At 29.9% G+C, this 16171-nt stretch carries 13 protein-coding genes; 10 read left to right on the forward strand and 3 right to left on the reverse strand.

The window, feature by feature from the left end; translation table 11 throughout:
- The first annotated feature begins 5 nt into the window (after positions 1–5).
- The 4 genes from N4A55_RS15925 (at position 6) to N4A55_RS15940 (ending at position 5423) form a co-directional block, all read left to right on the forward strand.
- On the forward strand, positions 6–1487 hold the full coding sequence (locus tag N4A55_RS15925) for a sensor domain-containing diguanylate cyclase (RefSeq protein WP_293758269.1): 1482 nt from the start codon (positions 6–8) through the stop codon (positions 1485–1487).
- 127 nt (positions 1488–1614) lie between these two features.
- Complete coding sequence (locus tag N4A55_RS15930) at positions 1615–2826, forward strand: tetratricopeptide repeat protein (protein ID WP_293758271.1); 1212 nt, start codon at positions 1615–1617, stop codon at positions 2824–2826.
- Between the two features lie 99 nt (positions 2827–2925).
- On the forward strand, positions 2926–3609 hold the full coding sequence (locus tag N4A55_RS15935) for a response regulator transcription factor (RefSeq protein ID WP_293758273.1): 684 nt from the start codon (positions 2926–2928) through the stop codon (positions 3607–3609).
- 2 nt (positions 3610–3611) lie between these two features.
- On the forward strand, positions 3612–5423 hold the full coding sequence (locus tag N4A55_RS15940) for a sensor histidine kinase (protein ID WP_293758274.1): 1812 nt from the start codon (positions 3612–3614) through the stop codon (positions 5421–5423).
- A gap of 104 nt (positions 5424–5527) precedes the next feature.
- Here the strand turns inward: N4A55_RS15940 and N4A55_RS15945 are convergent, their stop codons facing one another.
- The gene (locus N4A55_RS15945) at positions 5528–7123 is read right to left on the reverse strand and encodes a peptide chain release factor 3 (RefSeq protein WP_293758275.1); all 1596 of its coding nucleotides are present in this window, start codon (positions 7121–7123) and stop codon (positions 5528–5530) included.
- Positions 7124–7377: 254 nt separating this feature from the next.
- Between N4A55_RS15945 and N4A55_RS15950 the strand changes: the two genes are divergently transcribed.
- Positions 7378–7734, forward strand: coding sequence for an ArsR/SmtB family transcription factor (locus tag N4A55_RS15950; protein ID WP_293758277.1), 357 nt, complete (start codon positions 7378–7380; stop codon positions 7732–7734).
- A gap of 90 nt (positions 7735–7824) precedes the next feature.
- On the forward strand, positions 7825–9840 hold the full coding sequence (locus N4A55_RS15955; RefSeq protein WP_293758280.1) for a heavy metal translocating P-type ATPase: 2016 nt from the start codon (positions 7825–7827) through the stop codon (positions 9838–9840).
- 11 nt (positions 9841–9851) lie between these two features.
- Here the strand turns inward: N4A55_RS15955 and N4A55_RS17100 are convergent, their stop codons facing one another.
- Entirely contained in the window at positions 9852–10151 is a 300-nt protein-coding gene (locus tag N4A55_RS17100; RefSeq protein WP_443083842.1) for a DUF1722 domain-containing protein, read from the reverse strand.
- Positions 10152–10176: 25 nt separating this feature from the next.
- Entirely contained in the window at positions 10177–11349 is a 1173-nt protein-coding gene (locus tag N4A55_RS15960; protein WP_293758283.1) for an AraC family transcriptional regulator, read from the reverse strand.
- Positions 11350–11562: 213 nt separating this feature from the next.
- Between N4A55_RS15960 and N4A55_RS15965 the strand changes: the two genes are divergently transcribed.
- From N4A55_RS15965 to galE, 4 genes are read left to right on the forward strand one after another with little or no spacing between them, the layout of a single operon-like run.
- Positions 11563–12645 carry a GHMP family kinase ATP-binding protein gene (locus N4A55_RS15965; protein WP_293758286.1) on the forward strand — a complete coding sequence of 361 codons (1083 nt, stop codon included), beginning with the start codon at positions 11563–11565 and terminating at the stop codon, positions 12643–12645.
- Positions 12646–12683: 38 nt separating this feature from the next.
- Positions 12684–13421 carry a sugar phosphate nucleotidyltransferase gene (locus N4A55_RS15970; protein ID WP_293758289.1) on the forward strand — a complete coding sequence of 246 codons (738 nt, stop codon included), beginning with the start codon at positions 12684–12686 and terminating at the stop codon, positions 13419–13421.
- Positions 13422–13480: 59 nt separating this feature from the next.
- Positions 13481–14887 carry a phosphoglucomutase/phosphomannomutase family protein gene (locus N4A55_RS15975; RefSeq protein ID WP_293758292.1) on the forward strand — a complete coding sequence of 469 codons (1407 nt, stop codon included), beginning with the start codon at positions 13481–13483 and terminating at the stop codon, positions 14885–14887.
- A 48-nt stretch (positions 14888–14935) separates the two neighbouring features.
- A complete protein-coding gene (galE, locus tag N4A55_RS15980) occupies positions 14936–15952 on the forward strand; it encodes a UDP-glucose 4-epimerase GalE (protein WP_293758295.1) in 1017 nt (338 codons plus the stop codon).
- The last annotated feature ends 219 nt before the right edge of the window (positions 15953–16171 follow it).

A 16171-nucleotide genomic window follows, 5' to 3' on the forward strand; every position in this document is an offset into this window, starting at 1 on the left:
GTTATATGTGTAATAAATTAAGGTCTAACTTAGATTTAAAAATAATAATTAGAAGTCTTATAATAATTTTTACTGTATTTAGTATATCTTCCATATTTGTTTATAAGCAAACCACTAAGAAGTTTCATACTAATACAACAAAGCAAATACATCTCAAATCTCAGCTTGTGAATAAAGATATCACAAATATATTTGAAAACAACAAGATAATATCAGAAATCATTGAAACAGATGAAAATGTTAATAGATATCTATTGGAAGTAAAAAAAAGAGAAGATGTGAAAACAAATGTTTTATATCCAAAGGTTATAAAAACATTTAAAAATATAATGAAATCACATGATGATATATATAGTATTTGGGTTGCTAATGAACAAGCAAACTTTTATTTAGATGCTATTGGAAATTCCAATAGCAGTTGTTATAATATCTACAAAAGACCTTGGAGAGAACAAGTTGCTAATTCAGATGAAGTTATATTAACAGATCCTTATATAGAATATGGTACTTGCATAGAGGTCATATCTCTAATTAAATCATTGAGACAAGATAATAAAATAATTGGTTATGTTGGCATAGATATAAAATTAGATCATATATTCACTATAATGGAAGATTACATTGTAGGGAAAAAAGGTATGAATTTCCTAATAAATAAGAACTATGAATTTATATATTCATATGTAGGAGAAAATGATGAAGATATAGTATTTAAAAATAAATTGATAGAACATGTTAAAACACTTGATAAAGATTGTAGAGATTATAGGAAGATAACTTACAAAAATAATAAATATTTTATTTATCACCATATAATTGATCTCAATGGATGGGGAATAATACAATTAATTCCTGAAAACGATATTGATCAAGATATAAATGATTTCCTGAAAATCATGTTGATTATATTTAGTATTGCTGCTATATCTTTATTAATAATAATTATTTTTGAAGGAATAATGTATAAATTACGTGAAAATAGATTGAAAATACAAGCTAGAACAGATTCTTTGACAGGATCAATTAATAGAAGTTATTTTATGGAACTTTCAAAACAAGAATTTTGTCTTGCTAAAAAAGAAAATAGAAAGTTTAATCTACTGATGATAGATATTGATTATTTCAAAAGTGTGAATGATAATTATGGACATCATATAGGGGACGTTGTATTAGAAAATATGGCACGACTAAGTGTTAGATTATTAGGTAATAATAATGCTATATTTGGACGAGTTGGAGGAGAAGAATTTGCAGCTATAATAATGGATATAGATGAAAAGGAAGCTTTTATAGTTGCTGAAGATCTTAGAACTAAGATTTCCAATATGGATATAAATACTGACAAAGGTAATATTAGCATCAATGTAAGTATAGGATTAACCAGTATGAAAAATAGTGATATACAGCTAAAAGAAATTCTAAAAAGAGCGGATAAAGCTATGTATGAAGCTAAGAAAAGTGGTAGGAACAAAGTTAAAATCAAATAAAAGATGTATTATATATTGGATAATTAAAAAACACATGATTCACAAATACATTTCACACGTTTTTCACATGGCTATACTATACTTTACTCATGAAACAAAAACAAAAAAAATAGATGGAGGAATTAGTATGAATATTAAAAAAGGATTATTAGCAGGAGCATTAGTAGCAACATTAGGAGTGACATCATTGGCTAGCGTATACGCAAAAGCTGACGTAAAGGAGTTGAATGATAACATAGCAATATGCACTATGGATGAAAATTATGTGTTTAACTTCAAAGAGTTTAGTAAAGAGTTTAAAGACAATATATCAAAGCAAGATTACAAAAAAGCAGAAAAACTCTTTAATAAAGCTATTAAACTAGAAGATGATGCATATAAATATTGGGATGAATTATATAAACTTGATTTATTTGACACATCAATTGTAAATGATATTGAACCACTACCTTTTGAAAACATTGCTGAAATGTTCAAAAAAGATATAACAACTGAAATAAAAAATAAGGCTGAGAAGATATATAGTAAAATAGTAAAGTTTGAAAAAGAAGGAAATTTTGATGAGGCAATAAAATTATGGGAAGAACTAGATTCATTAGATGTATATGATATAGAAGATTGTGTTGATATGGGGGTATCAACTATAGAAAATATGTCATTTGAAGAATTTTCAAAGAACTTTAAAAAAGATATAAAACCAGAAGATAAAAAGAAAGCTAAACAATTATATGAAAAAGCAGTAAAACTAGAAAAAGAGAATAAAATTAACGATGCAATAAAAGTATGGGATCAATTATTTTCTTTAGATATATTTGATAAAACAGAAGATACTAATATGATTGTATCATCAATGGAAGTTGTGTCATTTGAAGAATTTGCAAAAGGCTTTAAAAAAGATTTAAGCCAAAAAGATAAAAAGAAAGCTAAACAATTATATGAAAAAGCATTAAAACTTGAACAAAATAATAAAATGGATGAGGCAATAAAAGTATGGGATCAATTATTTGAAATGAACCTTTTTGATGGAATGGGAGATATTGAGTATATAGATGGAGGAAATGTTGAAGTTATAAGTGCAATTGATGGAGATATTGATATAATGAATAATGAAGATAATGATGTTGATATTAATTCAGAAGTAATGGATAATACAACATTAACATTTGATGAATTCTCAAAAGGATTCAAAAAAGGTCTAAAACCAGAGATTATCAAAAAAGCAAAAGAACTATTTGCAAAAGCAAATAGTAAAGAAAAAGAAGCTAGAGAAGTATGGGATGAAATCTATAAAATGAATATTTTTAAAGTATATACTGAGGAAGTAAATACTAAGAAGTAATTTTAGAGTCAAAAATGTGAATATAACCGCCTATTATATTTATATAAAAAATGGTATACTTATTATAAGTATACCATTTACTAATATAAGGAGTTTATTATGAATAAAAATATTTTAGTTGTAGAAGATGATCAAAGAATGCTTGAAATCATATGTGATTATCTTGAAATAGATGGTTTTACGGTTTTTCAAGTGGATAATGGCATAAAAGCGATGAATGTATTTGAAAATAATAATATTGATTTAGTATTACTGGATATAATGATACCTGGACTTGATGGCTGGTCTGTGTGTAGAAGAATAAGAAAAAAATCAAATGTACTAATTATCATATTAAGTGCTCGTAGTGATGAAGATGACAAATTATTAGGATTTGAACTGGGAGCTGATGAATATGTTACAAAACCTTTCAGTCCAAAAGTATTAGTTGCAAGAGTTAAGACATTACTTAGTAGATTTAATGAAACTAATGGTGAACAGATTAAAAACAATATAATTTCTAGAAAAGAGATAGTTATAGATAAAGATGCTTATTCTACAAAAGTAAATGGAGAGGAAATCATATTTACAAGAAAGGAATATGATTTGTTACTTCTTTTAATTGAAAATGAAGGAATAGTTTTAAGCAGAGATAAAATTATTAATCATATTTGGGGATATGATTATTATGGTGATGGACGAGTTGTGGATACAAATATCAAAACAATTAGAAAAAAACTTGGTCAAGCATCAAAATATATAAATACCGTTGTGGGTATAGGATATAAATTTGAGGTGGTTTGATAATGAAGAAAATTAAAAAAAGCAAATCTATTGTATTTAAAATGTTCATTATAACATTTGTTTCTGTAATGAGTCTTATTACTATAATTTTTCTTGTGCAAAGCTTGTTTATTAATAAATACTATATTACAAAAAAAATAGATAACATAATAAATAATATTAATAGCTTCAGTAAACAATATAAACAAGAAAAATGGAATTATGATGAACTTGCAAGGCAGATAAATAAATTTGAAGGAAATAACAATACTACTGTAACAGTTAATGGATTAAGCTATAGTGATATGCAATATGAAGAGTACATCTTAACATTACAAATAGATAATAGTACTTATTATGATATTTATATTACTAAGGAAGATTTATTAAAAGCATTTGATGGAGAGATGCCTATTCAATATCAAAAGTTTTATTTAGAAGCAGTAATCTATGATACAGAAATATTGACCCCTTATAAAATAAATAATTATCAGATGTATGATGTACTAGCAGAAGAAAATTATACTTTGTTAAAAGGTGATGCTACTATTATAAACATTAGTAATGTGATGGATAATATCACGGATATACAAGTGGCAAACAATGTTGATTTCATTAATTTAATCGATATTGAAGATATGACTATACAGTATACCAAAAAAGATGATGTGTATTATCTAATTGATGACATGCCTTTTCTTAATGTAAAACAAGTTAATTATGTTAAAATAATAGAGATGGATAACGGAAAAAAAACATATATTAATGTTACTTCTTCATTACAACCAGTTGGTGAGGTTATGAGTATATTAAGTGACTACTATATTATATTCTATCTATTAGCAATTTTTATATCTTTGGCTATTGCATGGATATATTCAAGATCAATCTCTAATCCGTTATTAAAATTAACTAAAGTAGCAGATAAAATGGCAGGGATGGATTTTTCAGTAAGATCTACTCTTAATAGTGATGATGAATTAGGTATTTTGTCTAATAGTTTAAATATATTATCAACCAATCTTGATGAAGCACTAACTGACGTGAAAGAAGCCAATAATCAACTGGTAATTGACATGGAAAAAGAAAAACAACAAGAAAAAGTCAGAAGAGAATTTGTTGCAAACATATCTCATGAACTAAAAACACCCCTCGGCATAATAAAGGGTTTTGCGGAAGGGATAAAAGACGGCATCAAGAAGGAAAAAACAGATTATTATCTAGAAGTCATCTTGGATGAGATAGAAAAAATGAATACTCTTATACTTGATATGCTTGAACTATCAAAATTTGAAACAGGCAAGATTGAAGATAAAGAGGAATTTGACATTATAAAATTAATTAATAAAGCAGTTACTCTCTTAGAAATACCAATAAGCGATAAAAAACTGAAAATAGATATTAAAGGTGACTTTACAAATGTATATGGTGTCAAATTTCAGATAGACCAAGTAATAATGAATCTGATTTCTAATGCAGTAAAATATTGTACCAATAATACAACAATAATTATTACAGGCGAAATCATTGACAACACCAATTATATATATATCTATAATGAAGGCAACAGTCTTACTAAAGAAGAACTTGAAAGCATTTGGCTCAGATTCTATAAAATAGATAAATCACATAATAGAGAAAGCGGAGGAACAGGACTAGGACTAGCAATCGTCAAAGCCATACTAGATGGCCACGGAAGCGACTACGGGGTTATCAACAAACAAAACGGAGTAGAATTCTACTTCAACATAACAACTAATCCTACAAAAACCACAACCGTAATGGTTAATAATGTACGATTTAACACAGAGGAGAGAGAGTATAGGGGAATATGAAGCAGTGAGCCATGGACGGCGAACTCAGCCTTTTAAACACGGATGTTTAATTGGCTGACGAATATTCGCCTATACTCTCTCTGCGACCATAAGCTATCAAAAACTTAAGAATGCTCTTTTAACTCAATACCTTCATTTCTCTCCAATATATGCCTAATAGACCATTCATTCTGAAATAATAATACTGGTTGTTCATTCTTATTTACTACCAACATGGAATCCATTGTTAAAGATAAATCAGAAGTATCAATACCTTCATTAGCAATCCAACGTATATGCCTATAAGGTAACAGCTGCTTAGAAACTTCCACGCCATACTCATTCTTCAATCTGTATTCTAATACTTCAAATTGAAGCACACCAACTACACCGATAATAAGCTCTTCCATCCCAATATTAGGACGTTTATACACCTGAATAGCTCCTTCTTCTGACAATTGGGTAATACCTTTCAAGAATTGTTTTCTCTTAAGAGAATTGGTTGTTGAAATTCTAGCAAAATGTTCAGGTGCAAATTGAGGTATATCTGCATATTCCAATTTTGAGCCATCTTCACATAATGTATCACCAATATTAAAGATACCAGGGTCATGTACACCTATTATATCACCAGGATATGCTGAATCAACTATAACTCTATCAGTAGCAACAAATTGCTGTGGTTGGGCCAGTTTAACTTTTTTGCCTTTCTGTACGTGATTAACCATCATTCCTTTATCAAATTTACCAGAACAGATACGGAGAAATGCAATTCTATCCCTATGAGCAGGATTCATATTAGCTTGAATCTTAAATATAAAACCAGAAAAATTAGTTGCTTCAGGGTTAATATCACCTAGATTACTTGCACGTGCCTTTGGAGGTGTAGTAATATCTAAAAAGGATTTTAAGAAGGGTTCTACACCAAAGTTGGTAAGAGCACTACCAAAAAATACAGGTGTCAGATTACCATTCAAAACCTCTTCAAGACTAAAATTATCTCCTGCAATATCTAATAATTCAATATCACTTTTTAATTGTTCATGTAAATCTTCTCCTAATAATTCAGTGAAATTTTCGTCTGATAAATCACCTATTATTGTTTCTGCAATAGATTGTCCATGATTACCATCATTGAAGACTTCAATTTGACTCTCATGTCTATTATATACACCTTTGAAGTTTTTACCAGAGCCAATAGGCCAGTTGATTGGACATGACCTGATACCTAATACATTTTCAATATCTTCCATTAAATCAAAAGGGTCTTTACCCATTCTATCCATTTTATTTATAAAGGTAAAAATAGGGATTCCTCTCATCTTACAGACTTGAAAAAGTTTTTTTGTCTGATCCTCAACACCCTTAGAACAGTCAATTACCATAACTGCACTATCAGCCGCCATTAGAGTTCTATAAGTATCTTCACTGAAATCTTGATGCCCAGGAGTATCAAGTATATTAATACAAAAGTCATCATATTCAAATTGAAGTACACTAGATGTAACGGAGATACCTCTTTGTTTTTCTATTTCCATCCAATCCGAAACAGCATATTTGGCAGAACGTCTAGATTTTACTGAACCAGCAGAACGTATAGCTCCACCATATAATAAGAATTTTTCTGTCAATGTAGTTTTACCAGCATCTGGATGTGATATTATTGCAAAAGTCCTTCTTCGCTTAACTTCTTTAATAAAACTTAACTTATCCTTTACCATCATAATCTTCCTTTATTAAAATATTTAGCCTACCTTTTCGTACGAGTCACTTTTCTTATAAAAAAAGTGTAGCAATATTGATGTTATACTTTTATTGCGTAACTGTCAATTATTATTTAAAAAAATTATTATAAAGCATAATTTTATTTAAAAAACAAGAAAATACTATGTAGTATGTTGCAAAAATATAAAAAAGTGATATAATATTAATAAGTAAACATATGAACAATTATTCATATATAAGGAGATGAATTATGTTGCGTAAGGAAGAAAAGAAGAAAGAATGCTGTAAGGACGATAAATTCATAACTAAGGTTCAATCAATAATGGCAGATGAAGAAACAATATTCTTGCTATCTGATTTTTTTAAGAATTTTGGTGATAGTACCAGAGTAAAAATAATGGGAGCTTTATTTAATGGTGAAATGTGTGTAGGAACTATTGCAGATGTACTTAACATGACACAATCAGCAGTTTCACATCAATTACGAGTGCTAAAAGCAAGTAGATTAGTTAAAGCAAGAAAAGAAGGAAAATTAGTCTATTATTCTCTTAATGATGACCATATTAAAATGATATACAAGATGGGGATTGAACACATATTAGAATAATTAATATTATTAGTAATCATTATGAAAATTATTTATAGTTGATAAGTAAATTAATGAAATAAAAGTTTTAGTTAGAAGGGTGGTATTAGTATGGCAGAAAGAATAACTGACAACATTGGTAATTGTTGTTGTGGAAGTAAAAGTTGTTCAAGTAGTAATCATCATCATGATCACGATCATGATAAACATCATCATGACCATGATCACAATCACAATCATGATGTGCATGGACATAACCATGAACATCATCATCATGATAAGTTCACAAAAAAAGATGTTATAGAATTTATCATAGGTTTTGGATTGTTTGCATTAGCATTATTGCTTAATGTAAAAACAGAGGTAAAGATAGGATTATATGTAGTCGCATATATTGTAGTAGGAAGAGAAATTGTAATTAGTGCAATAAAGGGTCTATTTACTGGTAGATTATTAGATGAAAACTTCCTGATGACAATTGCTTCTATATCTGCATTTGCTATAGGAGAATATCCAGAAGCTACAGCAGTTATGCTGTTCTACAGAGTAGGTGAGTTATTTGAAGGATTAGCTGTTAACAGATCTAAGAATTCAATAGAAGAGTTACTAAATATTAAACCAGATGTAGCTAATCTAAAGGTTGGAGACAAATATAAGATTGTTGATCCTGAAAAGGTTAAGGTTGGAGACACTATAATGGTGAAACCAGGAGAAAAGATTCCTCTTGATGGTTATGTAATAGAAGGAACTTCTTCTATTGATACATCAGTTATTACAGGAGAGTCATTACCTAGAGAGGCCCAAGAAGGTACAGAAGTTTATAGTGGTTCTATTAATAAATCTGGTGTTATTATAGTTAAAGTAACAAAAGAATTCAGTGAATCTACAGTTGCTAAGATACTAAAACTTGTTAAAGATGCCAATTCACAAAAAGCTCATACTGAAAAATTTATTACCAAATTTGCTAGATATTACACACCTATTGTTGTTGGAATAGCAGTTCTATTAGCTTTTATTCCTGCACTCTTTTTTGGAGAAGATTTTGGTTCATGGATTTATAGAGCCGCAATATTTTTAGTAGTTTCTTGTCCTTGTGCCCTTGTGATATCTATACCATTAGGTTATTTTGGTGGAATAGGTGGTGCTTCTAGTAAAGGTATATTAGTAAAAGGTGGTAACTATCTTGAAGAACTTAGAAATATCAAAAGTATTATTTTTGATAAGACAGGAACACTTACAAAAGGTGTTTTCAAAGTAACACAAGTAATCAGTTCTAATCAAGGAATGAATAAAGAAAAAGTTGTTGAGATAGCAGCACATGTTGAACACTATTCCAATCATCCCATAGCAATATCTATTATTAATGAATACAATAAGAATATTGATGAAAAACGTGTAAAAGACATTACAGAAGTTGCAGGTAAAGGTGTAAAAGCTTTGTTTGATGGTAAAATGGTTGCAGTTGGTAATAGAAAGTTAATGGAAAAAGAAAATGTTCCTGTAGGAAATATAGATACAGTTATAGGAACAAAAGTATATGTATCTATGGATAATAAGCTTATGGGTATAATCGTTATAGCTGATGAATTGAAAAATGATACAATTAATGCTATAAAAGAGCTTAAAAATCATGGAGTAGAAGACATTGTAATGTTAACAGGTGACCACAAAGATGTGGCAGAAGATATTGCAAATAGAGTTGGCATAACTAGATATTATAGTGATCTATTACCAGATCAAAAAGTTAATAAGCTTGAAGAAATAAAGAACTGTGTTGGTAAGAATAATACTGTAGTATTTGTAGGTGATGGAATTAATGATGCTCCTGTTCTAGCAAGAGCTGATGTAGGAATTGCAATGGGCGGAGTTGGCTCTGATGCAGCAATAGAAGCAGCTGATGTGGTTCTTATGTCAGATGAACTATCTAGTATCCCTACAGCTATGAGAGTATCAAAAAATACAAATAAAATTGTTTGGGAGAATATAATATTTTCTCTAGGCGTTAAAATAATTATAATGATATTGGCAACTCTTAATCTAGCTAATATGTGGATGGCAATATTTGCTGATGTAGGAGTTGCAGTAATTGCAATATTGAATTCTATAAGAGCTTTAAGAGTTAAATAAAGATTATAAGTTTATTTGATTCCTTTCCCTGAATCATTAACATCCATTAGTTCTTTGGGAAAGGGGTCAAAGAAACTTTGATTCATTAGATAGTCGATATGAAATCTTATCACATATCCTTTAATTACATTTAATGGTGCGCTGAAGGGTACTTTATGATTTTTATATTCTTCAATAAGGTTATATATGAAATTAAGTTCTTCTGAACTTATATTTTCTTTGAAATAATCAACGCATTTTAATAAAACTGTTATATTAGAAGAGATGTTTAAGTTTAATATAGTATAGATAATATTTTGTGTGAAGAGTATTAATTATATTCTAGTATTTTTTGTTTTAGTTTTTCAATGATTTACTATATACTATTGGGCTTATACCGTAGCGTTTTTTGAACTGTTTGGAAAAGTAATGTATGGAGTTAAAACCAAGAATCTCAGCAATCTGAGTCAAGCTAAGATCTGTGGACTTAATATATACCTTACTTGTGTCCAAACGATAATTGTTAATGTAATCAATAATTGTTACACCCATAACATCCTTGAAAATACGAGATAAATAAGATGAACTAATGGATACCTTATCAGCTAATTCATCCACAGTAATCTTTTGGCTGATATGAGAATAGATATACTCAAGGGACGTATTAACAAAAGCATTATTCGTATTGACCTGCATAGAAGTATGAAGCTGCTTTATTGAATTTGTTTTGGAGATAATACGTATCAGCTTAACTATAAATTCTTTTAGATAACATATAATCAGATCTGGACTATACACACCATTATAATTCTTTTCGTCTAATATTTTTTCTAATATTGATTTTAACTCATGGTCACAAATGAAAATCTTATCTTTTAGAATGTCCTCTTCTTCAAAATCCATCTTGAAACTAATAGTAAGAAAGGAAACAGGCACAGAACTATTGTTTTTTTGGGTATGATATTGATTTGGTGCATAGAAAATAAAATCACCTTGTTTCAAAATGAATTCCTTTCCATCAATTAATGTGGATAATTCACCTTGATCCACATAGGTAATTTCCCAAAAATCATGTTTTTCACCTTTGTATGAAAAAAATTTATCAAATTCTTGATAATATAAGGTATATATTTTAGCAATATTAAGTTTGCTTTTTATACCACGAGAAAAATCAATGCGGGTGTTGCTTCTTTGTATAGAAGTTGTTTTATTGTTGAACTTAATCTTAATGGTACAGGAGTTATCAAGAGGAACCACTTTATAAAAAACGTTAGGGTTCAATATAACACATTTGTCCAGAAAAAAAGACCTTGAGTCATTACCAGGGGTATAGGTGTATAAAACAGCAGTTCCTTCCTCAATATTGATAATTGTCTTATTAATAGTATCAATAAAGTAGGAATTAAGATCAAAAGCGGTAATTATCTTTGTTGTTTCATTATTTACATCATCCAATTGTATATCATTATATGGAATGGAACTTATAGTACCATAATTCGTAAATGATAATTTTGTAATATTTTTAATCAAGGATAGACCTCCAATATAAAAAAATTAAATAGGCATAATTTTACAAGCTATTACTGGGAGTGATTAAATAGCCGTCTAAAGACTATTATAACCTATAGTACAGAATTATACAAATATAATTCAGGATTATACAAATACATTTATTTTAATGTGGATTACAATACAAGTATAAATAGTTTAAAATTTGCAAATCAATAAAAAGGAGAGTATGTAATGAAAATATCCGTATCAACACCTAGTCGCATATGTTTATTCGGAGAACACCAAGACTATCTTAACTTAGAGGTAATAGCATCTGCTATTAATCTAAGATTTAGGGCTGATGGAACAAAAAGAGATGATCGTATTATTCATGTTCGCCTAAGAGGGGAAGGAATCAGTACAGAAGAAGTAATTAATCTAGATAAAGAAATTGTTTACGAAAATAACAGGGACTACATAAAGAGTGCTATCAATGTACTTAGAAGAAATGGTTATGATATTGAATCAGGATTTGATATTTATATGGATTCTGACATTCCAATCGGAAAAGGAATGTGTTCATCTACAACAATGGTAGTAGTATTTATCAAGGTTTTACTAGAGCTAATTAATCATGAAGATAAGGATAATGAAGAAAAAATAGCTCTATTAGGATTTGAAGCGGAAGTTACAGAATTCAATGAGCCAGGTGGTCTTATGGACCATTATTCATCAGCTTATGGAGGTCTTTTACACTTAACTTTTGATAGAGATAAAACAGTAGTTGAACCTCTTAATACAGAAATTCCTGGTTGCTTTATACTGTTTGATTCTCTAGAAGATAAGCAGACTACTAAGGTATTGGCTAGTGCGAAATATCCTGTTCTTGAAGCACTTGATGAACTAAAACAATATGGTATAGACAGTATTAGAGATTTTGTTGATGATGAAAATAATCTTGTTTATCTAGAAAAATTACCAGAAGCAAAATTAGTTAAAGTTAAGGCAAATATTGATAATTATAGAACTTTGAAAGAAGCTCAGGAGATGTTTGAAACAGGAGTTGATTCAGTAAAACTAGGTGAACTTCTTAAGAGACATCATGGTAATCTTAGGGATGGACTTGAAATATCAACACCTAAGATTGAAGAAATTCTTGAAACAGCTTATGAAAATGGAGCTCTTGGAGGTAAAATCAATGGTTCTGGCGGAGGCGGCTGTTGCTATGTATACGCTTATGAAAAAGATGCACAGAAAATATTGGATGAAGTATGTGCCAGAGGATATTGGGGCGTAATCCTCAAGCAGGATTCAGGTGTAAGAGTAGATAGTTAATTAAAAAATGACATAATACAAACGAAAGGATGATTAATATGAAAGCAATCGTACTAGGAGCAGGAAAAGGTACAAGGTTACAATCAGAAAAATATAACATGCCAAAAGTTCTCAGGAAAGCTCACGGAAAGCCATTGATTGAGTATGTTATAGATGCTTTATCTTTTATTGAGCAAGAAGATACAACAATAGTTGTAGGTTATAAAAAAGAAATGGTTTATGAAGAGATTAAAGGGAATTATAAATTTGTAAGTCAAGATGAACAACTTGGAACAGGCCACGCTGTTTTAGTTACAGAAGATACTTTCAAAGATTATGATGGACCTATTTTAGTTGCATATGGTGATATGCCATTATACAAGAAAAGCACTTATAAAAAAATGTTTGAGATACATGAAAAAGAAAATGCAACTTGTACTGTTTTGACAGCTGTTATTGATGATCCACCAGCATATGGAAGAATTGTTAGAGATGAAAATGGTCAGATGGAAGGCGTTGTTGAAGCAAAAGATTGTACTAAGGAACAGTTAGCTATAAAAGAACTAAATGTTGGGGTATATATTTTTGATAGCAAGTTTTTATTTGAAAATCTGAAACTATTGAAAAATGATAATATCCAAAACGAGTATTACCTAACTGATATTCCTAAGATGGTTATGGAAAAAGGTGAGAAATTAGTAACTCATACTATTTATAATACTAATGAAGTTTATGGAGTGAACACAGTAGAAGAGTTAGAATTCTGTGAGAAAGTTTTACAAGAAGAAGCTAATTAATATACAATTTGGTACTGACGTTTAATGGTGACTAATTGACAAGGGAAGGAATGAGCTATATGATTGAATTTGGTACAGGTGGTTGGAGAGCTATAATCGGTGAAGATTTCATCAAGAGTAATTTACAACTTTTATCACAAGGTTTAGCTAATAGAATGATACAAGAAAATGCTAATGAATTTGTTATTGGTTATGATAGAAGATTCTTATCAGAGAAGAGTGCACAGTGGATGGCGGAAGTTATGGCAGGAAACAAAATAAAAGTGTATTTCATTAATAAGATTGCTCCTACACCAATGATTATGTTCAGTGTTAAAGAGATGAATCTACAATATGGAGCTGCTATCACAGCCAGTCATAACCCTGCTGATTATAATGGAATCAAAATATTCACTGAAGGTGGTCGTGATGCTTCAGCTGAAGTAACTAATGAAATTGAAGCTGAAATTAGCAAAATCGAAGAAAAAGATATAAAAGTAATGAATTTTGATAAAGCTGTTAACGAAGAGAAAGTTGTGATATATAATCCTTTTAATGATTATATTGATACAATAATTAACATGATTGATTTAAAAGCAATAAAAGATAAGCAGTTGAAAATATTACTTGACCCAATGTACGGTGTATCCAAGACATCTCTACAAACAATACTTATGACTGCTAGATGTGAAGTTGAATTGATTCATGATAGACATGATACACTCTTTGGTGGTAGATTACCATCTCCTAGTGCAGAAACCTTAGGCAGACTTAAAAATGATGTAGTTGAAAAAGGTTTTGATCTAGGAATCGGTACAGATGGTGATGCTGACCGTTTAGGAATTATTGATGAAAAAGGTAATTTCATTCATCCTAATGAAATTATGGCACTTCTTTACTACTACTTATTAAAGTATAAGAAATGGACTGGTCCAGTTGTAAGGAACTTAGCTACTACACATTTACTTGATAAGATTGCAGAAGGTTTTGGCGAAGAATGCTACGAAGTTCCAGTTGGTTTCAAGCATATTAGTTCTAAGATGGAAGAAACTAATGCACTTATTGGTGGAGAGAGTAGCGGTGGATTAACTATCAGAGGTCATATTAAAGGAAAAGATGGTGTTTTTGCAGCTTCTCTACTAGTGGAAATGATAAGTGTTACTAATAAGCATCTTTCAAAACTTCTTGAAGAGATTCATGAGCAATTTGGAAAATTTGAGATGGCTGAGCATGGATTTGGATTTGATGTTGAAGAGAAAGAAAGATTATTGAAGATACTATATACAGATAAAAAGATTCCAGAATTCAGCTTTGAAGTTGAAAGAGTAAGTTACATGGATGGAGTAAAAGTATTCTTCAAAAATGGTGGTTGGATTATTGCTAGATTCTCAGGAACAGAGCCACTACTTCGTGTGTTTGCTGAAATGGATTGTATAGATAAAGCAGAAATCGTGTGTAAGGAAATGAAAGAGTTATTGGGAATATAGATTATATATTATCATAGGAACTTTGTTTCTAGAATGGAGGAAAATTAGATGAATATCTTAGTTACTGGTGGAGCTGGATATATAGGTAGTCATACAGTGGTTCAGTTGTTAGAAGAGGGATATGGAGTAATAATTGTTGATAATTTTTCTAATAGTAAGCCTGAGTCACTCAAAAGAGTGAAAGAGATTACAGGAAAAGATTTTAAATTCTATGAAGTGGATTTATTAGATAGAGAAGCCCTCGAAAAAGTTTTTTTGGATAATGAGATTGATGCAGTAATTCATTTTGCTGGTCTTAAGGCAGTTGGAGAATCTGTTTCAATTCCAATGAAGTATTATCATAATAATATAACTGGTACGCTTGTGTTATGTGAACTAATGAAGAAACATAATGTGAAGAACATGGTATTTAGTTCTTCGGCTACTGTATACGGTATGAATAATGTATCTCCTTTAACAGAGGATTTACCTCTTAGTACTACGAATCCTTATGGAAGTACTAAACTTATGATTGAGCAGATTCTAAGAGATATCTATGTATCTGATAATACATGGAGTATTGCTTTACTTAGATATTTCAATCCTATTGGAGCAGATATAAGTGGTAGAATCGGAGAAGATCCTAATGGTATTCCTAATAATCTTATGCCATATATCACTCAGGTTGCAATAGGCAAGCGTGAGGAGTTAAGTGTATTCGGTAATGATTATGATACACATGATGGTACTGGTGTGAGAGACTATATTCATGTAGTTGATTTGGCAAGTGGACATCTAAAAGCTCTTAATAAGGTTATGGGTATGAAAGGTATAGAAGCCTATAATCTAGGTACGGGTACAGGATATAGCGTTCTTGATGTTATTAACAATTTTGAAAAGGCAACTGATGTGAAGGTTCCATATAAGATTATTGAGAGAAGACCTGGGGATATAGGCACATGTTATGCAGACGCTTCAAAGGCCTATGAAGAGTTAGGGTGGAAAGCAGAAAAGAATCTTGAGGATATGTGCAGGGATTCTTGGCGTTGGCAGAGTAATAATCCTAATGGGTATGAAAATAAGTAGATAAGTATTATACATTTGCAGTTATTTATAGATAGTACATTCAGATATAAAATCGTAATATTTTGCATAGTTATATGCAAGATATTATGATTTTTTTATATTAATTATTATTATATCTATGGTACTAGGTTATAAGTAGGACGATCGATTAAGCTTATATATCTTACAAATTGCTTAGCATAAAATGACTAAATGTGCTATAATTATAGGTTATTAAAT

This window comes from Vallitalea sp., assembly GCF_025211055.1.
Classification (GTDB): domain Bacteria; phylum Bacillota; class Clostridia; order Lachnospirales; family Vallitaleaceae; genus Vallitalea.

Excerpts from the sequence above, each read along its gene's own strand:
- N4A55_RS15930 (WP_293758271.1), top strand. The coding sequence starts at position 1,615 with ATGAATATTAAAAAAGGATTATTAGCAGGAGCATTAGTAGCAACATTA.
- N4A55_RS15975 (WP_293758292.1), top strand. The coding sequence starts at position 13,481 with ATGATTGAATTTGGTACAGGTGGTTGGAGAGCTATAATCGGTGAAGAT.
- N4A55_RS15950 (WP_293758277.1), top strand. The coding sequence starts at position 7,378 with ATGTTGCGTAAGGAAGAAAAGAAGAAAGAATGCTGTAAGGACGATAAA.
- N4A55_RS15925 (WP_293758269.1), top strand. The coding sequence starts at position 6 with ATGTGTAATAAATTAAGGTCTAACTTAGATTTAAAAATAATAATTAGA.
- N4A55_RS15965 (WP_293758286.1), top strand. The coding sequence starts at position 11,563 with ATGAAAATATCCGTATCAACACCTAGTCGCATATGTTTATTCGGAGAA.
- galE (WP_293758295.1), top strand. The coding sequence starts at position 14,936 with ATGAATATCTTAGTTACTGGTGGAGCTGGATATATAGGTAGTCATACA.
- N4A55_RS15955 (WP_293758280.1), top strand. The coding sequence starts at position 7,825 with ATGGCAGAAAGAATAACTGACAACATTGGTAATTGTTGTTGTGGAAGT.
- N4A55_RS15940 (WP_293758274.1), top strand. The coding sequence starts at position 3,612 with ATGAAGAAAATTAAAAAAAGCAAATCTATTGTATTTAAAATGTTCATT.
- N4A55_RS15935 (WP_293758273.1), top strand. The coding sequence starts at position 2,926 with ATGAATAAAAATATTTTAGTTGTAGAAGATGATCAAAGAATGCTTGAA.
- N4A55_RS15970 (WP_293758289.1), top strand. The coding sequence starts at position 12,684 with ATGAAAGCAATCGTACTAGGAGCAGGAAAAGGTACAAGGTTACAATCA.
- N4A55_RS15945 (WP_293758275.1), bottom strand. The coding sequence starts at position 7,123 with ATGGTAAAGGATAAGTTAAGTTTTATTAAAGAAGTTAAGCGAAGAAGG.